This is a genomic window from Streptomyces sp. NBC_00353 (assembly GCF_036108815.1).
Lineage (GTDB): Bacteria > Actinomycetota > Actinomycetes > Streptomycetales > Streptomycetaceae > Streptomyces.
On sequence record NZ_CP107985.1, the window covers coordinates 13,066 to 34,245 of the forward strand.

Here is a 21,180-nt window from a genome sequence, read left to right on the forward strand (position 1 = left end):
GGCGGCTTCCAGAAGGGGGTTGGTCAGGCGGCGGGGATGCGGTGCTCGGAGAGGTGTTCGAGGACGTGCTGGTGGGCTTCCCAGCCGTCGGGGAACTTGGCGGGGACATCAAGCGGGACGGGGTCGTTGGAGGGGTGGCGGTCGAGGAGGTCGGTGATGCCAGCGCGGGCGACCATGATGCAGGCGTGGCGGTGGCGTGAGGCCAGCACGCACAGGCGACCGGCTTCCAGGTGGAAGGCGGAGGCGTCACGGCGGCCGGAGAGCGGGTGCAGGACGATGGTGACGGCGAATTCGCGGCCCTGCAGGCGGTTGGCGGTGTCGGCGCGTACTCCTCGGGTGTGGGGGGTGTGGTTGAGGAACTGCTGGATGTGGCGGGCCTGTTCGCGGTGCGCGGTGCCGATGGCGATGTCGGCGGGCTGGAGGCGGCGTCCGTCGGGGTGTTTCTCGCAGACGGCATCGGCTCCGCGGGTCAGGAGGCGGGAGGCCAGGGCGACGGCGGCGTGGGCGGCCTCGGCGTCGATGCGTGCGGTGTGCCGGGGCGGGAGTTCGTGCAGGGCCCAGCCGGTGCGGGCGGCTTCCTCGACGGTGGCGTCGCAGGGGTCGTGCAGGCCTTGGGTGGTGAGGGTGAGGGTGCGGGTGGCGGGCGCTGTGCCAGGGTGGAAGGGGGTGAAGGGGTAGAAGGCGCGGGAGACGAGGCTGGCTGCTGAGGGGGGAAGGCGCCAGGAGACGGGCAGGGTGTGGATGGTGGTGTCGTTGTGGTTCGTCAGGACGGTGACGGCGTTGTTCATGGGGTCGTGGGGCAGCCCGGTCCACCGGGGAGTGCTGACGATGGAGAACGGGTCGAGCTGTCCGGGGTCGCCCACGAGGAGGGCACGGTCGAAGAGTTTGGCGATCAGCAGGAGGGCGTCGGAGCGCATCTGGTAGGCCTCGTCGATGATGGCCCACTGCCATCGGGGTCCGTCGACGTAGGCCCATTTCATGGCGGTTGCGATGATCACGTCGCAGGAGAGGACGTCTTTGATGTCCTTGCTGATGATGGTGTCGGTCAGGGCCAGGATTTCTTCGGGTGCCTCGTAGGTGCCTCCGGTGAGGCGTCCCACGCGCAGCCGGGGGGCTGCGGGGTCGGCGAGGCTGATCAGGAGGTCATCGACCTGGTGGTTGGTCTGGGCGACGATGATGCATCGTTCACCGGCGGCGGCGAGGGTGCGGGCGGCGCGTACGACGAGGGTTGACTTCCCGGCGCCCGGGGGCGAGTCGACGACCAGAGGCTGGTCGGTGCCGGCGGTGAGTGCGGTGAGGATGCTGGCGACGGCGGCGTTGGCCAGTTCCGCGGGCGGGATCGAGGGCTGGGTCATGACGGGGGTTCCTCGGTCTTCTCCAGGCCGGCGGCAGGGTGGTTGTGCTGGGGGCCACCGTGGGTCCAGGGGGTGTTCTCGCGGCTGGGGAACGGGGGCCGGCTGAAGAATTCGGGGGCGAAGGTGAGCTCGAGCGTGTCTCCGACGTCGGGGACGGAGTCGGTTCTGGGTTTGTTCACGGTGCCGGTGAGGGTGGTGACCTCCAGCAGGAGATCCGTTCCCCGGCTGTGGGGCGTGATGGCGCGCACGGCCAGGTGTACGCGGGGGTTGCGGGGCCCGGCGAGCAGGTGTCCGACGTCCAGGCGTACCGGGTCGGTGGTGTGCAGGGTCAGGCGCGGGCGCAGTTTGGGGCTTCTGGCGCCGGGGACGGTGTGGTGGGCGTCGACGTCGGTGACGGTGCCGGTGAGGGCTTCTCCGGTGGTGCGCCGTTCGGCCATGAAGAAGGGGTCTTCCAGGGCGCGGTGGGCGTCGAAGGCGCCTTGGGCCAGTTCCATGCGGGCGAGTCGGCGGGCGGCGGAGACGGGGTCGTCCTTGCGGGGCTGAGGGCGTCCGTCTTCGGCGAGGTAGGTGCTGTAGGCAGTGAAGCGGTCGCGGTCGGCGGCCCAGCGGCGCTGGGCGTCCTGGGTGAGGGGTGAGGTGCGCAGCAGGCCGAGGGCGTGCCAGGCGTCGTCCCAGGTGGGCTTGAGGTAATCGTGGAGGAGGGTGTGCAGCCGGTCGGTGAGCCGGAGTATCGCGGCGGTGTTGCCCTCTTTGACGGCGGTGTCGTAGGCCGTCAGCAGGGGGTCGAGTTCGAAGCTGTCGAAGGAGGGGTCGGCGGCTGGGCCGGCGGGTCGGTGCAGTCGGCCGTCGGGGCCGGGCGCTTGGGGGTTTTCGGCCTCTAGGGCGGCGCGCAGGCCCGTGGTTCCGGGGGGTGGGTCGATCCAGGCGAGGAGGGCGGCCAGGTGCTCGTCCTCCAGGCGGCTCTGGCCGGTGATCCAGCGGGTGGCGAGCAGGTCGGTCAGGGCCAGCAGGAAGGCGGAGCCGGGATGTTCGGCGTGGTCGGCGAAGAAGGTGAGCCACTGGCCGAGGCGGCTGACGCTGCGGGCCGGATCGGTTCCCTCGGGCGTGTCCGTGAAGCGCAGGGCGCGGCCGAGCCGCTGGACGTAGGGGATCGACTTGCGGTTGGCGACCAGGAGTTGAGGGGCATGGGTGTGACGTTCGCGAGAGGGCTTCTTGCCTTTCGCGGGCAGGTGTTCGGTGTTCTGGAAGCTGTTGATGTAGGTGAGGACGTGGTCGGCCAGTTCTTCCCGGAACGCGGTGGGCCGCCCGCCTGGCGGGGCGACGAGGAGGCGGGGATGGCCCGGATCGCTGCCGAGCATGACGGCCAGCGGGGTCGCTTCGGTGCCGGAGCGGTTGAGCGGCAGGAAGATCAGCGGCTGGTCGGTGAGGTGGAAGTGGCCGATCATACTGGCGTCCTGCACCGTTTCGGTCTCGGCCGCCTCGAGGCGCAGCAGGGTGGAAAGCCGGCTCATGCGGACTCCCGCAGTTGGGTGCGGACGGTGTGCGCGTGCTGGAGGGCGGCGGCCAGGTCGGCTTGGTCCGGGGCGGGCTCACGGGTTCCCTCGGCGAGGCGCAGGGCGGTGCCGATGTGGTCGACGCCGCCGAGGTCGTCGCGGATGTCGCTGCCCAGGACGTCGATCAGGCCGTCGTCGCGGGCTTCGCCGCGGCAGACGTAGGCCAGGTCGCAGAAGTGGCGGCAGGCGGGGGTGTAGCGGGTGGTGGTGGCTTGCAGGGCTGCGATGAGTTCTTTGGGGTCGCGGGTGGGCCGTTCGTCCTGGTCGAGGGCGAGGTCGAAGGTGGTGCGGTCGGGCAGCGCGTCGAGGAGCGGCTCGATGCGGGTGAGCCGGTCGAACTGGCGGGTGAGGGCGGCGATCTTCTTGCGGGCGTCGACGACCTTGGCGGTGGGCTGGCGGGTGAAGTTGCGGGGCGTGACGAGGATGACGTCGCGGGAGACCTGGTTGGGGTCGATTCCCTCCTTTTCGAGGAGTTCGCGCAGGGCGAGGATGTAGACGGCGCCCTGGGTGACGGCGGCGGCTACTTTCACCGGGCTGGCCTGGTCGTCGACGATGGCGAAGGACTTGATCTCGATGATGTGGAAGACGCCGTCGATCTGGAAGGCGACGACGTCGGGTTCGAGGAAGACGGGGTTGCCGGCGACGGTCAGCTGCAGGATGGGGTGGTCCAGCAGCGTGCGGGCGGGGCTGGTGGAACGGGCTGCTTCCAGGACGGCGTTGCGGGTGTGGGTGTAGCGGATCTGGTGGGAGGCGTCCTGGGTGCCGACGACTGCGAGGTCGGTGTGGGCGGCTTCGGGCAACGGCAGCTTCAGGACGTCGCGCAGCAGGCGCAGCAGTTCGGCGCAGCCGTCGGCCTTGACCTGCTGTTCGAAGGTGGCTCCGTTTCGGAGGGCGATGGAGGATTTGGCGAGCGGGCGGGGTTTACCGAGGTGGACAGCGATGGCGTCCTTGTCGACCCCGGCGGCGTCCAGCAAGGCCCGGCGGTTGCAGCCGGGGTTGGTGGTCAGGGCCGCAAGGGTGCGGGCGTCGTGTCCTTTGGCGGAGACGGGGCCACGCAGTGCGTCGAGCCGGTCGTCGAGCAGACTCACGATGTTTCCTTGCAGGGACGGGGCGCAGGCGGTCAGGGCACGGAGCGCAGGCGGCGGGCGGACTGGAAGGACCCTCCGAACATCAGTGCCGCGTCGTCGAGCTGGCTGCGCGCCCGGGCGGCGGCCTGGGTGCGGCTGATGGTGTCGCTTTCGGTGTGCAGGGTGAGTTCGTCCTCGGCGGCGCGGCGTAGCAGGCCCAGGTCAAGAGGTGTGCCGGCCGGGTTGGACTGCGGTATGGGGGGCTGGGCGCCGGGGATGTTCTGGGCGTAGCGCGCGAGGAGTTGGCGGGCGGGCAGCGGCAGGGTGTCGGCGTCGAGGCGTTCGGCGGCGTCCGCGATGTTCAGGGCGCTGGTGAGGAAGTGGACGCGGGCGCTGAGGGGGCCGACGATGCGCTGTTCCAGGGGCCAGGTGCTGACGGTGAGCAGGCCGCGGGCGGGCGAGAGGAGGTCGGAGGTGAGTGCCGGGCACAGGTAGTAGGGGCGGGCGCCGGGGGCGCCGCGGTATGAGCGCTCCTCGTCGCGGCGCAGGCTGGTCAATCGCGAGGGGGCCAATCCGCCGGTGAAGAAGGCTTCGTGGACGGTGCTGATGAGTTTGGGGGCGGCAGGCACGGCGAGCAGGGTCAGGACCTGGTGGACCTGTTCGCGTGCGGGCAGCAGGGTCTGCGGCTCCGTGGGAGCGCTGCTTGCGGCCTGGTCGGGGGTGTCGTTCCCGTCGCCGTCTTCGGCCTGCGCGAACAGGGCGTCCCAGGCGCGCTGGGTGCGTCGCAGGTCGTCGCGGAGCTGTTTGATCTGATCGTTGTCACGGGCCAGTTGGGCGCGCCGCATGGCCTGCTGCAGCTGTTGCATGCGCTCTTCGAGTGCGTCCAGATGCTCGTGCATGGTAGCCACCCTACCGTATTCCAGTGTTTTCCAGTTTTCTCCTGTGATTGCTGTTGTAGAGTCGCTGACACTCGTCAACTGCCCTTGCGGCATGAGGCGTCGGGCAGTCCTGCCTGCACTGAGGAGAGCCGCTCATGAAAGCCCTGCACACATCCGACTGGCATCTGGGCCGTACGCTGCTGCAGCGCCGCTCCCGGGACGGGGAGTTCGACGCCGTCCTGGCCGAGATCACCGCCATAGCGGACACCGCCCAGCCGGACCTGATCGTGCACAGCGGCGACCTGTTCGACTCCTACCGGCCCGCGCACAAGGACGTACTTCGCGCGATGCGCTGCCTCAACGACCTTGCACGCATCGCGCCTACCGTGGTCCTGGGCGGAAACCACGACTCCCCCGAGCTGTTCAACCTGCTCAACTACGTGTCCACCACCCTGCGGCCGGACGCCGACCAGGACCGTCTGCAGTTCGTGCACAGCCGCGGCGACACAGACCCGGGCACCGTCCTCGACTTCGACAGCCGCGACGGACGCGAGCGCATCCGCCTGGCCGCCCTGCCGTATGTGCACCCCAACCGCTACCTGCACCTGTTCCCCGGCTTCGGAACCACCGAGGGCGCCTACGCGGCCGGTCTGCGTGAACTGCAGGACGGGCTGCTCGCCCTGCTGCTCAACGGCTATGACCCCGCCCGTGACGTGCTGCTGTTCACCGCCCACCAGTACGTCGCCAGCTCCGTGCCCTCCTACAGCGAGCGGATGTGGGAGGCACGCGAGCCCTACGCCACCGCTGCGGACGCCCTTCCCCAGGTCGCCTATTGCGCCCTGGGGCACATCCACAAACCCCAGCCCATCGGCAGCGGTCGGCTGCCTGCCCGCTACGCCGGCAGCCCCCTTCAGATGGACTTCGGCGAGAGCGAGGAAACCAAGAGCGTCACCGTCGTCGACGCGGCACCTGGCAGGCGCACGCTCATCACCCCACACACGCTTCACTCCGGACGGCGCCTGGCACGCTTCGACGGCACCCTCGAGGAACTCGCCGACTCAGCCGCCCAGTACACCGATGTCTACCTCAAGGCGGTCATCCGCAGCGACGAGCCCATCCCGCGGCTCGGCGCACGGGTCGCCGAACTGGTGCCGGACGCCATCGTGGTGGAGGTCGAGGAGGAATGCGCGGCCACCCGGGCCACCGTCCTGACGGGCGCCGACGCTGCCGACGACGGCCAGCTCGACGTCACCGCGGCGTTCAGCGCCTACCTCGCCGGTACCCGAACCCCCGGCCAGAGTGCCGACGAGGTCGTGTCCGCCTTCGCCAGCCTGCTGAACACGCCGGACACCGTGCTGTCCCCCTCCCCCGCCGAATCCCTGCTCGCCGAAGCCATCACCTCCCCCTGGACCAGCGCCGCATCCGGCGGAACGGAGACCGCCTCATGAAGATCCTCCGCCTGACCTTCTCTGGGGTCCGCAGCTACCCAGGCACCTGCGAGGTCGACTTCACCGGCAAGAGTCTCGTCGGCATCCTCGGCGACACCGGCGCAGGCAAGACCAGCATCCTGGAAGCCATCACCGTCGCCCTGTACGGCAGGTGCTCCTTCACCGACCAGGCGTCCCAGCTGCGCTCCGACGACTGCCCGGCCATGACCATCGACCTCGTGTTCAGCGTGGACGGCCGGGAATGGCGGGTGCACCGTGTCTTCCACACCACGCGCGGTACCCAGGCACGGCTGACGGATCCGGACAACAAGCACATCGACGGCGCACGCGCCGTCGATGCGGCCGTCCGCGCGCTCCTCGGAATCGACTACATCACCTTCAAATCGTCCGTCCTCGTACCGCAAGGGCGTTTCGGCGACCTCCTCAACGCGCGCGATGCCGAGCGCGCCCGCATCCTGAAGTCCCTCTTCGGCGTCGACGAACTGCAGCGGGTACGCCAGCTCGCCGACGAGGCCATCGGCCGTATCAAGGACCTCATCCACCAGGCACGGGAAGTAGATGCCCGGCTGCTCACCGACCCCCGAGCACAGGCCCAGGAGGCCCGGGAACGGCACGAGCGAGCCACCCTCGGTGCCACGGACCTCACCAACCGGCTGGCCGAACTGCGCTCGCGGCAGGTCGCGACTGCACAGGCATCGCAGCATGCCCGCCTCAGTGCGAACGCCGCGGCCGAACTGACCCAGCGGCGCGTGAGCGACTACGGCCGCACCATCGCCGTCATGCGGCAGGCACAGAACGAACTGCAGCAGCTGCAGGACAACAACGCCGCGGCCGAGACCGCCGCCCAGGACGGTCTTCGGGTCTTCACCGCCGAGAAGGAGGCATCTGACACGGCGGGCCTGACCTCCGACGCGCTGGCAGCAGCCGCCCAGGTCCTCAGGGACACGCCCGGCAGGCTCAGCGCCCTCACCGAGGGGCAAGCAGCACACAGGCAGTCCCTGGCCGAGCTCGCGAGCGAGGAAGAAGCCCTGGCTGTGCGCGCCGGCGGACTGCAGGACGCGGAGGAGCACATCGCCGAGCTGCATGGGAAGGCACAGGACGCCGACGAGGAAGCGGCCGCTGCCGCCGAGATCCTGCAGAAACTGACGGCCGTTGTCCGGCACGCCGGGGAAGCGGCCGGCGTGCTGGCGCAGCAGCGTGCCGACCACGCGGCCACCAGCAACAAGCTCAGCGTCCTGGTTCAGGCGCCTCCTGGCAGCGACCCGGAAAAGGCGCGGATCGCCGTGGCCACCGCGCAGAGGGCACTGGACGGCATCCGGCGGCGGGAGGCAGCCCACTCAGCGGGCGACGGTCTGGGCGCAGGAGAGGGCTGTCCCGTCTGCGACCGGCCGCTGCCCGAGGACTACCAGCCGCCGCAGCCGCAGGACGCCGACGCCCTCGCTAAGGCCCGGGCTGCGGTGGAGAAGGCCTCCACCGTGCTGAGCCGCGCAGAGCAGGAACACACCCACCACGCGCACGAGATTGAAGTGCTTCAGCGGGCCCTGGCGAAGCATGAGCAGCAGGTCGAAGAGGCGGTCGCCCGGCTGGAAGCATCCTTGCCCGCGGTGCGTGAGCAGGCGCTGGAACTCGCCTCGCTTACCGCCCACCGCCAGCCTGCGGTGTACGCCAAGGAGCTGGAGAGCACGGTCGCGTCTGCCCTCGCACGCCTGGCCGACGCTGCGCCGCCGACGGCCGATGCTCGGGAGAGCCTGACAGCCGACCTGCTGGAGGGCGCCCGCGGTCGCGTCGTTCATCTGCAGGAGGCAGCCACCGCCAGCAAGGACGAACTGGCGCGCGCAGGGGCAGAGCTGGGCGCAGAGCGTGCCTCGCTGGAAACGGCCACCCAGTCCTCGCGCAAAGCGCACGAGCAGGCGGCTAAGAGGGGCGAGAGCCTGGAGGCGGAGCAGCGCAGCCTGCTGTCGAGCTTGTCGGTGGTCCCCGAGCCCATGCGGGCCGCGCTCCCACCGTCTCCGCAACTCCCCACAGCCGGTGATCTGGAAGCCGCGGCCGAGGCCGTGCGGACGGAGCAAGGACGCCAACAAGAACTGGCCGAACGACAGGAGAAGCTGCGTCAGCGTGTGCAGTCGCTCCAGACCGAGCGGGGTGAACTGGCCGAGCGCCGGCAACGCAAGGTCACCGATCCTCTGCACGGTCTCGAGACACGGCTGCAGCGCTGGACGGACAGTGCCTGCAGCGCAGCAGCGCTGGTCGAGGAGCTCGAACGCCCTGTGCTGCCCTCGCTGGCCGCGTTGGACGATCCTGTTGCTGCGGAGGAGTGCGCCGCAGCCCTGGAGGCCGCCACCGTCCTGCTGCTGACGGCTCTGGAGGAGCACGAGACCACGGCGCGCGCGGCCAGGGCGGAGCTGACCGCGCAGCTTTCCGTGCATGCCCGCGAGGTGTCTGCCGCCTACCTCGGCACCGCGATGTTGCGGGTGACCGATGAGACGGATCCGCTGGAATCCACTCTCCTGGACAGTCTGAGCAGTCAGGCCGGCACGCTGCGCAGCGAAGCGGCGCGCGCCTTGGAGGACGCGGAGCAGGCCCTGTCCCAGATTCCCTACAAGGAGCAGCTGGCGGCCGCGCTCACCGCAGGTGATCGCCAGTTGGCCGCGTGGCGGGCGGTGAGCACCCATATGACGGACGGGAAATTCCTCGGTCATCTCACCGACCTGCGCACCCGCGCCCTCCTCGCGCACGGCAGCGAACTAGTGCAGCAGCTCTCCGGAGGGCGACTGGGATTCGCTGAGGACTTCGACATCGTCAGCCTTGCCAGCCACACCCGGCGCAGCTCTCGCACCCTCTCCGGCGGGGAAACCTTCCAGGCTTCTCTCGCTCTCTCCCTCGCCCTGGTGGAGATGCACGGGCGCAGCGGCACCCGTATGGAGAGCCTCTTCCTCGATGAGGGCTTCGGCACCCTGGACTCCGCTTCCCTCGACAGCGCCCTGCAGGTCCTGCGCACACATGTCGGCACCGACACGCTGCTGGCCGTCATCAGCCATCTGCGGCCGGTCGCCGAGACGGTGCACGACGTGCTGTGGGTAGAAAAGGACCACCGCGGCTCGCAGGCCCGCTGGCTCACCGCAGCCGAACGCGACAGTCTCGTCCGCGACGACCTGCACAATCTCACGGACCCGACGTGAGCGTGCGTCCCAGGCCGACGGGTGGCGTACCGTGTCTGACCGTGCACGATGGGGCTGTGGAGAAGGAAACGGCGTTAACCGGCGGCCGCCTTACCCCAGTGGTACGTGAGGGGAGCGCGGTGCGGACATCCATGCAGCTCTGCTCGCCGGACCCTTCCCGTACGAAGAGACGGCAGCCGGGAGGGGAGGCAGACGCTCCACCAACTCCACCAGGACGGTAACGGCGTTCCCGCTCCACACGCATCCTGCTGCGTCCACGCGCCATCTCCCCCAGCAGATGCCACAACCTCGCCCGGCCGCCGCGGTGGGCCATTTATCCCGCGGCGGCGGCAACCGCCGCAAGGACCGGAGCCGTTTCGTGTAATTGCCCCACACCCGCCTTCACTGCCTACATCGGGTCTATACGGATAGAACCTCACCACAGAAAAGCGCTGACAGGCCCAAAACGCTGCGGCTCAAAGCGAATTGCGCCGAACCCTCCCACCGACCGCCTGGGCCGTCCGTTCCACTGCAGCCCGGGCAAGACCTGAGCGGCACGTGCGATCCCAGCGGGTGCCGGCGTATCGGCTTCGATCCGCCCAGACTCATGAAGACCGACACGGGGGCATCCGACCCGATCAGTGACCGAATCCGCACCCACCGGCTCCCTGTCAGCGCCGAACGGGTCAGCCGGTGAGAGTAGCGCCAGCTGTGACGAGCGCAGCCGCCACCGTCAGTGTGGTGGCAAAAGTGACCGCAGCACGGGCGAGGGCGGCCGGGTAGCTGGCGCCGTCACGGCGGGAGAGGTATCCGGCTGCGGCCGCGGCCGTGATGGCGAGCACAAGGGCGCTCAGGGCGGTGAACAGGATCAGGGTCAAACGACGGTCCGACACGGTACGGCTTCTCCTCGATGGCAGTGGACGGCGCGCAGGTGATGCGCTGACTGCAAATCTGGCGAGCGAGGCGTTCACCGGGGTTCGGATGAACAATGATGCACACGGCCGAACACACCGTGCTGGTGGGGGAAGTGAGGGGTTTGCGGGTTGAGCACAAGGACCGAGAAAAGTGAGGGGCAGCCGCCGCTTGTCGAACTGCAGGCGCTCCTCGATCAGGGGTGTGCAAAGGCCCAGCTTGATCAGACACGACTTGCGCGGCGTGCGGGACTCGGGCGTACGACGGTGAGCCAGGCATTGCGGGGATCCGGTCAAGTGCCGTCGGCGGCCACGGTGGCGGCGCTGGCGAAGGCGTTGGGGCTGGATGCTGACAGGCTGCTTCGACTGCGTCAGCGGGCTGTTGCCGAAGCGGGGGGCGCGGGCGGGTCAGCGCCGGGCAGGGAAGCTGACGGTGTGGGCCAGGCGATTGGCGAGTGGGACCCGTACGACCTGGAAGTCCACCCTGCTGGCGCGGTAGACGGCCGGAGCGGGCCGGCGGGATCGTCGCTGTTCCAGACGCTGCCGGGGTATGTCCGACGCTCTCACGATGACGTGCTCGCGGAAGTCGTCCAGGCTGCGGCCCAGGGGCGCAGCGGCATGCTGGTTCTGGTCGGGTCGTCCTCCACTGGAAAGACCAGGGCCTGCTGGGAGGCCATCCAGCCGCTTGCCGCGCAGGGGTGGCGGCTGTGGCACCCCTTCGATCCCACCCGGGCAGAGGCCGCTCTCACCAACATCCGGCGCGTGGGACCGCGCACCGTGGTGTGGCTCAACGAGGCTCAGCACTACCTGGGCGACACTGAGTACGGCACCGACATCGCCGCTGCCGTCCGCTCGCTGCTCACCGATCCGGAAATCCGGCCGGTCTTGGTCCTGGGAACCTTGTGGCCCGAATACGACCGTGCCTACCGGACGCTGCCCCTGTGCGGGGAGCTGGACCGCTACGCCCAGGTGCGTGCGCTGCTGGCGGGACGGACTGTGCCGGTCCCCGATGCCTTCGACGAGAACGCGCAGGAGGCCGCCCGCGAACTCGCCGCAACCGGGGACCAGATGCTCGCCGCGGCGTTGGAGCGGGCCGAGGCGGAGCGTGTGACCCAGGATCTGGCCGGGGCGCCTGAGCTTCTGCACCGCTACCGCACGGCAAGCGCGCCGGCCCGCGCCGTTCTCCAAGCCTCGATGGATGCCCGCCGGCTCGGCGTCGGCCTCCACATCCCGCTGGCTTTCCTGACCGACGCTGGCACCGACTACCTCAGCGATCGTGAATACGACGAACTGCCTCCGGACTGGGCCGAGAAGGCATTGGCCGAACTCGCCGAACCCGTTCACGGCAGGCTCGCTCCCCTGCGTCGCGCCCGCCCGCGGCCCGCCCGCCGCGATCCTGGCGCTCCCCTCGGCAAGGACACCGGGCATGGCGTCGTCTACCGGCTTGCGGACTATCTCGAGCACCACGGCGGAGCGGAACGCCGCCGCCTATGCCCGCCCGCCTCCTTCTGGCAGGCTGCGCACCACCACCTCACGGGATCCCAGGACCTCGGCAGGCTCGCGCATGCAGCCGAAAGGCGGCACCGCCTCCAGTGGGCCTACCACCTCTACCAGCGTGCAGATCCCGGGTATGCGCTCATGCAGCTGGTCAGGTTCCGAAAGCGTGCGGGCCATGCGGAAGACGCGGTGAAACTGCTCAGCAATGCCGCCGCAGACGGGAACCGTGATGCCTTCTTCGAACTCGTCGGGCTTCGGCTTGGCTATAACGACCTGCACGGCGCCGAACAGCTCCTCACCGAGCCCGCGGACAGGGGCGACACACGTGCACTCATTGAACTCGCGGAGCTCCGGCTGAGGACGGACGATCAGGAGGGCGCCGAACGGCTTCTGACCAGTGCCGCCGGTGCCGGCGCCACGAGCGCCCTCGTCAGGCTCTCGGACCTACGCCGTGAAGCTGGAGACAGCGAAGGCGCCAAACGGCTCCTGACCCAGGCCGCCGACGCCGGCGATGACCTGGCCATCGAACTCATCCGCATGCAGCGCATGCACGAGGTCCGCGGAAAGGTCGACCGCCGACGTACTGCGGACGCCTCTGAGACCGCATCTGCGCTGGCCGTCCGTCAAGACAGCGCCTCTACTGACGGGCATCTCACCGAAAGCGCCGACGCAGGCCACTTCTGGGCCATCGCCGAACTCGCCCGCGCCGACTCGCAGCCGGAAACACCGAAGGCGCCGCGCAACTCTTCGCCGAAGGCGCCGCCGCCGGCGAGTCCTGGGCCGTCCTGGGACTCGCCCGCGTCCGACTCGCGGGCGGAGACATCGAAGGCGCCGCGCAACTGCTCACACAGAGAGCCATGAGCGGTGAGCCGGCCGTCTTGTTTGAAATGGCCCACATCCTGCACCAGGCCGGTAATCGGAAGGGCGCTGAACAAGCTCTTCTCCAGGCCGGCGAGGCAGGGCACCCCCAGGCACTCATCAAGCTCTTCCTCCTCTGCAAGAAGGCTGGGGACCATACACGCGCCGAAGGCATCGTCAAGCAGGCGCTTGATGCAGCGACGGCGTGGGGCGGTACCGGGAAGGACGTCTTCCAGATGTGGCCCTACGGGCTGGATCCCGACGGCACCCCCACCCCACCCTGGTGACCTCAAAGGGCATGACCGGCAGCTCAGCTGTGAGCGAGCGCCTGTCCGCGACGGCCGCGTGCGGCAGCTGGAGAGCGCGACGACGCTGCCCGTCGGCTTCGACGGTGAGATGCCCCGGGTCAGAGAGCACACGCTTCAGCAAGGCGACCGGGTGCTGTGCTACACCGACGGCATCATCCAGGAACACGTCAACAACGGGGAGCAGTTCGGCGAGGAACGCCTCATCCGCTGCGTGAACCGCCTGGGGCAGGAGCCGTCGCACGGGCTGCGGGCGGATCTGCGCCGGCTCTCCCACACACTGAAGTGGGAACGGCGCGGGCGCACCAGCGACGACGCCACCCTCTTCATGATCGAGTGGCACGGAGGCGCCGCCGACCCCCTCGCGGTCCTTGACTGAAGGCCCGCGCGTCAGGCCCGATCACGTCGTCGACGACAAGGACTCGCGGGGATCGAGGCCCGGTTCTCACTCTCGGCCCCAGGCGGCAGGGGAGGAAGTTGCCCGGAACGCTTTGCGTCCCGGGCAGCACGTGTGGGTGGCAGCCGCGAAGCTCCCAGGTCTCAGCCGTCTCAGGCCGCGGTTGTGGGGTTCGCTGATTCGGCGGTGCGGCGGTATTCGGCGTTGATGCGCTGGGCTTCTTCGAGCTGGTCTTCGAGGATGACGATGCGGCAGGCAGCCTCGATGGGGGTGCCCTGGTCGACGAGTTCCCGGGCGCGGGCGGCGATGCGCAGCTGGTAGCGGGAGTAGCGGCGGTGGCCGCCCGCGGAGCGGAGCGGGGTGATCAACCGGGCTTCTCCGATGGCCCGGAGGAAGCTCTGGGTGGTGCCGAGCATTTCGGCGGCCCGGCCCATGGTGTAGGCGGGGTAGTCGTCGTCGTCGAGACGGCCGAACGAGTCGTCTGCTGTCATTGCACCTCACTGTGTGGAACGCGTGGAGGGGCCCTGGTGCCGTACTGGCACCAGGGCCCCGAAGGAACTGCTACACCATCTGCCGGCCCTGATACTGCACCGGCCCTCTGTTTCCGCGGACCCGACCAGAATGCTGTCGGGGGTGCGGGGATCGCGGTTGCTTGACCGGAGACCACCTCACTATCGATGTCCTGCGGTACCCGGGCTCAAGACGTCCGCCCGGGCGATCCTGATGGCGCCTGGCTCCTCCGTTCTTCCCTCTGGGATCAATCACTTACCTACTGCTGGTACTGCTCTCTTGTACTGCCCAGTGGCCTGCGACAGCCGACAGTGCCACTCTTCGGCAGCCAGCCCCGTCGCCTGTCCTGCGTCTGCTCTGGCTTAGAACCCCACTGCCGAACCTCCCGGTGCGCGCGTCCGCAGCCGACGCCTTCACCGAGGTGCTGCTCACTTACTTCCCTGCTGGGTACTGGACCTGCACTTACGGGTACTGCCACTGCGTACTGCTCACGGCGGCCCCTGATCACTGCGGGCCACCCGGTCCGGTCGTCAACCCCGTCGCCGTCCTGCAACAACCCTGGCTCCGAAACTCCACCACCGCACCGTCCTACGAACTGCAACTGCGTGTACTGCTGCCCGGCAGTTCATCTCTGCCAGGCCCCGCGGTCTCTCTGGGCTACGAGAGAAACCATAACCACACCACCACCCAATGTCTACTCCAGCCGACATAGATTTTCGTGTGTTCGGCGGTGAGGTAATCCACCTCGAAACAGCGCTGGAGGGCGGGAGTAAGGCGGTCATCATCGGGTTAACGGGCCGCAAGCCGGGGCACAAGCACCGGGCAGGCAGGACCGGGCGTTGACGATCCAGAGACCAGGGTGGCCCGATGGACACGATGAGCGTCAACGTCGCAACCGCGCACTCCATGGCATCCACCGCCGGCGCACGCGAGCGCGCCCGGGATTTCCTCGAAGGTCTCGTACATCCGCTCGCAACCGAGGCTGCTGACACCGTGGTCCTGGTCGTCTCTGAACTCGTCACCAACGCCCTGCGCCCCGGCGGTGGCACCTGCGCCCTGGACCTGACCGCGCACCCGGACAGCACCGAGGTGGCCGTGCACGACCGCAGCCCGCAAGCACCGCGCATGCGCACCCCCGACCTGAACGGCGGCACCGGAGGCTTCGGCTGGCCCATGGTCAACCGCCTCGCCCGCGACACCGCCGTGACCCGCCAGGCAGCCGGCGGCAAGACCGTAAGCGCCCTCCTCGCCCGATAGCGCCGAGGCGGTACCGACCGTGCGAGTAGTAATCCGAACGCTGCTTTGGTGCTGGTCATGCTGGGGTGACGCGCGTCGGATTGTTGACGACGGCGTCGGGGTGGGGATGGGGCTCGTCCGGGCAGAGGTGAGGGCTCAGGGTGTCCCGGCGGTGCACTCTGACATACGCGTGCTCGCCCTGCGCAGGTGACCATTTTCGCACTCGCTCGATGGGAGGGTGCCGGTGTCTTACTACTCGGCGAGATTCCCGCCGTGGGCGGGTCTCATAGGAACGACGACATCATTCCGGCACCCCGCCACCAAGCCCGTTCTCCGTCTGGGGAGCGGAGTTACTTGCCTTTGGCCTCCTGAGGGCCGATGGTGTCGGATGCCGGGCAGGTCACGTCGTCGCTGGCGGGCCCCGGCGGGGTGTCGCCATGACGGGCCTGCCCGTCGCCCCGACGTCGCCTGACGGGCGCCGTTCGTCGCCCTCGGCGACAGAACGGACCCAGCGGATCGGGTCGTAGGGGGTGCCTGACTTCATCAGAGAGAAGGCGAGGCGGTGGGCTCGGTGGCCCACTGCGATGGTCGCGACCAGCGGCGGCTTGCCTTCGGAGAGCAGGCGGCGGCGGTAGGCGACGAAGTCGGCGTGGTGGAAGCCCATGCCACGGCCGAGGTCGACGATCGCGCGTCGCAGCTCGACCGATCCTTCACGGCTGATCCGGTTGCCCCGGCGGCTCTTGCCTGCGGATTCGTAGGCGATGGGGACGAGGCCGGGGCACGGTAGGCGCCGGCAGCATTCTTGAAGCGGGCCGGATCGCCGATCGCGGCTCCGTAAGCGCTGGCGGTCACGATGCCGACGCCGGGCAACGAAGTGAGGACGCACGCCGGATTGTCGGGCAGGACAGTCGACAACTCCGCGGTGGCCTTGGCGATCTCCTCCTCCAGCGCGACGAAGAATGTCACGTCGGCACCGAGTACAGCGCTGGCGGCGTTCCAGTCTGCCTCCGGCAACTTCAGGACTTCGCGCGGGGTCTCGACGACCTGCGCGGCCTTCGCCCGTGTGATCCGGGCACCCCGGCGGCGCACGAAGCGGACCAGGCCGTCGACTCCGAGGCGTCGGACGCGGTTCGGGCCGGGGAGCCCTCGATGAAATCGAAGATCGCGGTGTGGGAGGCTGCCCGGCTTGGCCAGGCAGCGGTGCCGAGCAATTCGCGCTTGATGGTCGAGAAGAACGACTCGGCGAGGGCGTTGTCCCAGCACTGGCCGGTGCGGCCGACTGAGAGGAGAACGCCGAACTCGCCTGCCAGGGCGGCGAATTGCTGGAGGCAGCAGGAGACCAGCTGCCCGTCACGATGACGCAAGGTGACCTCGCCGTGTCTGTCCACGCATGCCTGCCCTGCAGGGGATCCATCCCCGGCAGTGGAAGCCTCGCCATCCGCGAGCAGCACAGTGACCGATCGGCCAAGGGTCTGTCGCCGACTGTAGCCAAGTAGCTCTTGGGCCGCGTGATTCCACGCCTGGATCACGCCCCGATTGTCCACGGCGATACGTGGCATTTCTATGGGAGAAGCGCTATCTGGCTGGTGGGCGATGGCATGTACTGCGCCCATGGGATCACCCTTTCATTGTTCACCTGCAGATTCACGCCCCCGTCCGGGAGCAGTGACCTCTATGTACGTCGTTGACCAGCCGCGACCCGATAGGACGGACGAGCCATTCCGACGGCTGCCGGATCGGGACTGGGCGAAGGTGATGGCCGAGCGTCTCGCATCAGCGACTTTTGTCCGCGGCCTTTAAGCGCCGCCGAAACGTGCACCTGCATTCGGTCACGGACAGCGACACACCAACCGCGGTGGCAACGACAACCCGCGTCATCAGCGCTCCCGGGGCCGGCAAAAATCGTTCTCCTCCAGCAGTACACGACGCCCTCACCCCACCGCAGCCGGGGGAAGAGTGCCGGTCTCCCTAGGGTCGACAGCCCCAGCCTCGTGGGATGGCGGGATCGGACACACCTGATTGCCACGCAAAGGGGGCGCCGACCTGCGCACGCACGCTCGGTATCCACGCCAGGAAGACGTGCGGGTCCGCTGGTTAGCGCACGGTGCCGGAGTCGAACGACCACCACCACGGGCGGACGAAACGGACTATTCGGGTAGGGTCGGAGTCTGGCGTCCAAGGGTGAATGGAGGGCCCGACCTGATCGGTCGTACCGGCGATGCGGTACGCACGCAGTGTGCCGGGCGACGGCGTGGCACCCAGCAGCAGGGAATCCGATGATAGATGGGTTGTCTCTCACGTCGGCGAGGGTTCCATGGCTGCTCGCGGGGCTTTCCCTGGTAGCCGGAATAGTCCTGAACCTCGTTGCGCCCTGGCCGTATCTGGGCCTCCCTCTGCTGGCAGCCGCACCTCTGGTCGCCGGCGCCATGCTGTCTTTCCGCGCTGCCACCTCGGTCGCCTGCGTGACGTGTGCAGTGACGGTGGGCATGGACATCTATCACGGACGCGAGGCTGTGGCACTGTACGTCGATCTGGCCGTGGTGGGCGTGATCGGAGCGCTGGCCCTGGCGGTCAATCGGCTCATTGCGCGACAGGGGCAAAATCTTGCCATGGCCAGGAATGTCGCGGAGGCCGTGCAGCGGGCCGTGCTGCCGGATCCGCCGACGGGCGTCGGCCCGCTCGCCGTGGCCGCGGGCTATACGGCGGCCCAGGCGGAGGCGCGGATCGGGGGCGACCTGTTTGCGGTCCAGGACACCCCGTACGGAGTACGCATGATCATAGGCGACGTGCGGGGCAAGGGGGTCCAGGCCGTTGCGGCAGTGTCGGTCGCAATCGGAGCATTTCGCAAGGAGGCCGAGTACACGCCGACCCTGGACGAGCTGGCGCAGCGCCTCGATGATGCTCTGGCCAGCGAGGCCGACCGGACGGCCGAGGAAATGCCGGGCGAGGACTTCACCACCGCTCTGCTGGCCGAGGTCTCCCCCGACGGCGAGGTGCTGACCCTGCTCAACCGTGGGCACCCGGCGCCGTACCTGGTCCACAGGGGGGAGCTGGTACGACTCGACGCCACGGTCCGGCAGCTGCCCTTGGGGATGGACCTTGGCGCAGTGGCCGCAGATGGTGATAGCGCCCCGGTCGACTCGGTGCCTCTGCCCCCCGGCGCTTCGCTGCTGCTGATCACCGACGGCATCACCGAGGCCCGGGACCAGTGCGGCACGTTCTACGACCCGGCCCGATCGCGACTGAGGGGCAGGCAGTACGCGGACCCGGGATCTCTTGTCGATGCGCTGACCGAGGACGTCAACCGGTGGACAGGGGGTGGCCATCAGGACGACATGGCCATCCTGGCCGTGACCCGGCGGCAGCCGGATCCCCCGATGCCTGATCACGCACCTCCGCACTCCCGGCCGGGGGGCCACGCGGTTCAAGAGCAACGGCTGATGTAGGCATGCGCGAGCTGAATGCCCGGCACCGTCTGCTGCTCCTTACGAGCTGGTGCGTGATTGCGGGTGAGGTGTTCTTGCTGGTGGGTGGCATGATCCGGATGTGGCGATCATGCTCAGTGGGACGGTTCTTGCGCATCAGGTGTTCACGGGGGTCTCTCGTGGGCATCTCGCCTCTCTGGTTGAGGAGTTGGCTGGTCCGTGGCAGGCCGTGGTCGAGGGGCGTTGTCACGAAGCTCGTGGCGGGGCCAGGAAGCGCGAGGCCGGAGCCGGTGTCCGGCATCGGCTGGTGTTCGTCGACCGGCTCGTGGCCACGTTGATTCACTTGCGGCACGATTTGCCGCATGCGGCGTTGGGGCTGTTGTTCCGCGTCGACCGCTCCACCATCACCCGTGCGATCGGCGAGATACGAGGGCTGCTGGCCGAGCGGGGATGCGCGGTCCCCGACCGGCCCGGCCTGCGGCTGCGGACCCTGGCGGATGTGTTCGCATACGCCCAGGCCGAAGGTGTTGAGCTGCGGTTGGACGCCACGAAGTCCAGGTCCGCCGGCCCCCGGCCGGCCGGGGTGGGCGCCGTGCGTTCGTGTCAGGCAAGAAGAAACAGAACACGATGAAAGCCACCGTCGTCGCCGACCATCAGGGCCGCATGCTCTGGACCGACGCCCTGCAACCAGGGCGGATGCATGACGCGACCGCCGCACGCAACGAAGGCATCAGTACCTGTTTCCAGCACTTTCGCGACGTGGAGGTCCTCCTGGACGACGGCTACCTCGGGCTCCGTCGCGATCATCCCGGCCAAGCGGTGACTCCGCCCAGGAAGGGAAACAAGATCAGCCCGCCCGAGGTCCTCGAAGCCCGCCTACGAGCCAGACACCGGCACTCCTCAAAGCGCATTACCGTCGAACACACCCTCGCCGATCACAAACGCTGGAAGCAACTGGTCCGCTGGACCCACCGCCGGGAGAACCTGCCCTCCACCTACCGGGCCATCGCCGGCCTCGTCTCCGACCGCAACACCACCGGCTGACACAAACCCCCAGCTCAGGCCCCCACGTCTCCAACGCAATCACGCACCAGCTCGTAAGCCGATGCCGCGCTCAGACCGACACGCTTGAAGTGCGCACTCTGTGCTCCTGTGGGGGGAGTGTCATGAATCAGGTGTGTGCTTCCCCGAAGGAGTCACCTGATGAGTACGACGACGGATCACCTGATCGAGGCCGCTGACGGTGTGTCGCTTGCCGTGGCTGGTGAGAGCATCGAGGGTGCCGACGTGAAGTCGATGCCGGTATCCGAGAATGGTCTGTCCAGCGAGCTGCTGGAGGAGCTGGCCGCGCTGGCGGCCGAGAAGGTGCGCCTAGGAGGGCTGCGGTTGATGGGCGAGGGCGGGCTGCTGCCCGAGCTGGCCCAGCATCTGATGCAGGCCGCCCTGGAGGCCGAGATGGATGTGCATCTCGCGGCGGAGGCCGGGCGGGCCGGCGGCCGCGGTTCACGCTCGGGCGGCAACATGCGTAACGGCTACCGGGCCAAGAAAGTCATGACGGAGGTCGGCACGGTGACCGTGCAGGTCCCCCGGGACCGCCTGGGCACCTTCACCCCACGGTTGTTGCCCAAGTACGCCCGCCGGACGGGTGCGCTGGACGAGATGGTCCTGTCGCTGACCGCGAAGGGCCTGACCTCCGGCGAGATCGTCGCCCATCTCTCCGAGGTGTACGGGATGACGACCACAAAAGAGACCGTCTCCACCATCACCGACAAAGCTCTGGAGTCGATGGCGGAATGGCGCACCCGCCCGCTCGACGCGGTCTATCCGGTGGTCTTCATCGACGCGATCCACGTCCGTATCCGCGACGGGCACGTCGCGAACCGACCCGTCTATGTGGCCATCGCGGTCACCGCCGACGGCTACCGGGAGATCCTGGGACTGTGGGCCGGCGACGGCGGCGAGGGCGCCAAGTACTGGCAGACCGTCCTGACCGAGATCAAGAACAGGGGCGTCCGCGATGTGTTGATGCTGGTCTGCGACGGCCTCTCCGCCCTGCCCGACGCGGTGAACACCGTCTGGCCGCAGACCGTGGTGCAAACCTGCATCGTCCACCTCATCCGCGGCAGCCTGCGCTACGCGTCCCGCCGCGACTGGGCCGACGTCGCCCGCGACCTCAAGCCCGTCTACACGGCCGTCAACGAGGAGCAGGCCCGGCAGCGACTGGCCGACTTCGACGGCACATGGGGCAAGAAGTACCCGTCGATCACCGGGATCTGGGAACGGTCCTGGAGCGAATTCGTTCCCTTCCTCGGCCTCCCGGACGCCATCCGCCAGGTCGTCTACACCACCAACGCCATCGAGTCGCTGAACGCCCGATACCGACGCGCGGCCCAAGCTTGCGGACACTTCCCCAACGAGACCGCCGCCCTCAAGCGCCTCTACCTGGCCACCCTCGCCCTCGACCCCACCGGACGCGGCCGCCAGCGCTGGAACAACCGCTGGAAGAGCGCGCTGAACGAGTTCGACCTCCTCTTCGACGGCCGCCTCACCGCCGGACGGGTGTAGACCAATCAGCCCACCGA

Annotated in this window: 15 protein-coding genes and 4 pseudogenes; 9 read left to right on the top strand and 10 right to left on the bottom strand. The window is 68.8% G+C overall.

The genetic code is table 11. The features are described 5' to 3' along the window. Window positions 1-23: 23 nt before the first annotated feature. The 4 genes from OHA88_RS00040 to OHA88_RS00055 are packed head-to-tail and all read right to left on the bottom strand — an operon-like array spanning window position 24 to window position 4,874. A complete protein-coding gene (locus tag OHA88_RS00040; protein WP_328623669.1) occupies window positions 24-1,355 on the bottom strand; it encodes an AAA domain-containing protein in 1,332 nt (443 codons plus the stop codon). Beyond that, a complete protein-coding gene (locus tag OHA88_RS00045) occupies window positions 1,352-2,866 on the bottom strand; it encodes a hypothetical protein (RefSeq protein ID WP_328623670.1) in 1,515 nt (504 codons plus the stop codon). Before OHA88_RS00045 ends, OHA88_RS00040 begins: the two co-directional genes overlap by 4 nt. Then, window positions 2,863-3,996, bottom strand: coding sequence for a hypothetical protein (locus tag OHA88_RS00050; protein WP_328623671.1), 1,134 nt, complete (start codon window positions 3,994-3,996; stop codon window positions 2,863-2,865). The genes OHA88_RS00045 and OHA88_RS00050 overlap by 4 nt, the downstream gene beginning before the upstream one ends. 32 nt (window positions 3,997-4,028) lie before the next feature. Further along, entirely contained in the window at window positions 4,029-4,874 is an 846-nt protein-coding gene (locus OHA88_RS00055; RefSeq protein ID WP_328623672.1) for a hypothetical protein, read from the bottom strand. Window positions 4,875-5,008: 134 nt separating this feature from the next. On the opposite strand from OHA88_RS00055, the gene OHA88_RS00060 reads away from it, so the two are divergent. Beyond that, window positions 5,009-6,301, top strand: coding sequence for an exonuclease SbcCD subunit D (locus OHA88_RS00060; protein ID WP_328623673.1), 1,293 nt, complete (start codon window positions 5,009-5,011; stop codon window positions 6,299-6,301). Next, window positions 6,298-9,480, top strand: coding sequence for an SMC family ATPase (locus tag OHA88_RS00065; protein ID WP_328623674.1), 3,183 nt, complete (start codon window positions 6,298-6,300; stop codon window positions 9,478-9,480). Before OHA88_RS00060 ends, OHA88_RS00065 begins: the two co-directional genes overlap by 4 nt. A gap of 665 nt (window positions 9,481-10,145) precedes the next feature. Here the strand turns inward: OHA88_RS00065 and OHA88_RS00070 are convergent. Beyond that, window positions 10,146-10,352: a hypothetical protein gene (locus OHA88_RS00070; protein WP_328623675.1), complete on the bottom strand. Its 207-nt coding sequence runs from the start codon at window positions 10,350-10,352 to the stop codon at window positions 10,146-10,148. Window positions 10,353-10,502: 150 nt separating this feature from the next. Here OHA88_RS00070 and OHA88_RS00075 point away from each other — a divergent pair, with 150 nt between their 5' ends. The 3 genes from OHA88_RS00075 to OHA88_RS00085 are packed head-to-tail and all read left to right on the top strand — an operon-like array spanning window position 10,503 to window position 13,409. Continuing rightward, on the top strand, window positions 10,503-12,728 hold the full coding sequence (locus tag OHA88_RS00075) for a tetratricopeptide repeat protein (protein WP_328623676.1): 2,226 nt from the start codon (window positions 10,503-10,505) through the stop codon (window positions 12,726-12,728). After that, the gene (locus tag OHA88_RS00080; protein WP_328623677.1) at window positions 12,725-13,012 is read left to right on the top strand and encodes a tetratricopeptide repeat protein; all 288 of its coding nucleotides are present in this window, start codon (window positions 12,725-12,727) and stop codon (window positions 13,010-13,012) included. Before OHA88_RS00075 ends, OHA88_RS00080 begins: the two co-directional genes overlap by 4 nt. A 58-nt stretch (window positions 13,013-13,070) precedes the next feature. Continuing rightward, entirely contained in the window at window positions 13,071-13,409 is a 339-nt protein-coding gene (locus OHA88_RS00085; protein WP_328623678.1) for a SpoIIE family protein phosphatase, read from the top strand. 170 nt (window positions 13,410-13,579) lie between these two features. On the opposite strand, the gene OHA88_RS00090 is transcribed toward OHA88_RS00085, so the two are convergent. Continuing rightward, entirely contained in the window at window positions 13,580-13,918 is a 339-nt protein-coding gene (locus OHA88_RS00090; protein WP_328623679.1) for a MerR family transcriptional regulator, read from the bottom strand. An 886-nt stretch (window positions 13,919-14,804) separates the two neighbouring features. Here OHA88_RS00090 and OHA88_RS00095 point away from each other — a divergent pair. Continuing rightward, window positions 14,805-15,194, top strand: coding sequence for an ATP-binding protein (locus tag OHA88_RS00095; protein WP_328623680.1), 390 nt, complete (start codon window positions 14,805-14,807; stop codon window positions 15,192-15,194). Between the two features lie 379 nt (window positions 15,195-15,573). Here the strand turns inward: OHA88_RS00095 and OHA88_RS00100 are convergent, their stop codons facing one another. From OHA88_RS00100 to OHA88_RS44340, 4 genes and pseudogenes are all read right to left on the bottom strand, one after another. Next, the gene (locus OHA88_RS00100; protein ID WP_328623681.1) at window positions 15,574-15,837 is read right to left on the bottom strand and encodes a hypothetical protein; all 264 of its coding nucleotides are present in this window, start codon (window positions 15,835-15,837) and stop codon (window positions 15,574-15,576) included. 140 nt (window positions 15,838-15,977) lie between these two features. Next, a pseudogene (locus OHA88_RS44330) lies at window positions 15,978-16,262 on the bottom strand (hypothetical protein); the annotation flags it as partial. A 56-nt stretch (window positions 16,263-16,318) separates the two neighbouring features. Next, window positions 16,319-16,441: pseudogene (locus OHA88_RS44335) on the bottom strand (IS3-like element ISCARN46 family transposase); the annotation flags it as partial. Window positions 16,442-16,615: 174 nt separating this feature from the next. Continuing rightward, window positions 16,616-16,786: pseudogene (locus tag OHA88_RS44340) on the bottom strand (PAS domain-containing protein); the annotation flags it as partial. Between the two features lie 663 nt (window positions 16,787-17,449). Between OHA88_RS44340 and OHA88_RS00110 the strand changes: the two are divergent. From OHA88_RS00110 to OHA88_RS00120, 3 genes and pseudogenes are all read left to right on the top strand, one after another. Beyond that, complete coding sequence (locus OHA88_RS00110; RefSeq protein WP_328623683.1) at window positions 17,450-18,619, top strand: PP2C family protein-serine/threonine phosphatase; 1,170 nt, start codon at window positions 17,450-17,452, stop codon at window positions 18,617-18,619. Between the two features lie 109 nt (window positions 18,620-18,728). Continuing rightward, window positions 18,729-19,642, top strand: a pseudogene (locus OHA88_RS00115) (transposase family protein). Between the two features lie 252 nt (window positions 19,643-19,894). Then, on the top strand, window positions 19,895-21,163 hold the full coding sequence (locus tag OHA88_RS00120) for an IS256 family transposase (RefSeq protein ID WP_267008273.1): 1,269 nt from the start codon (window positions 19,895-19,897) through the stop codon (window positions 21,161-21,163). Window positions 21,164-21,180: the final 17 nt, after the last annotated feature.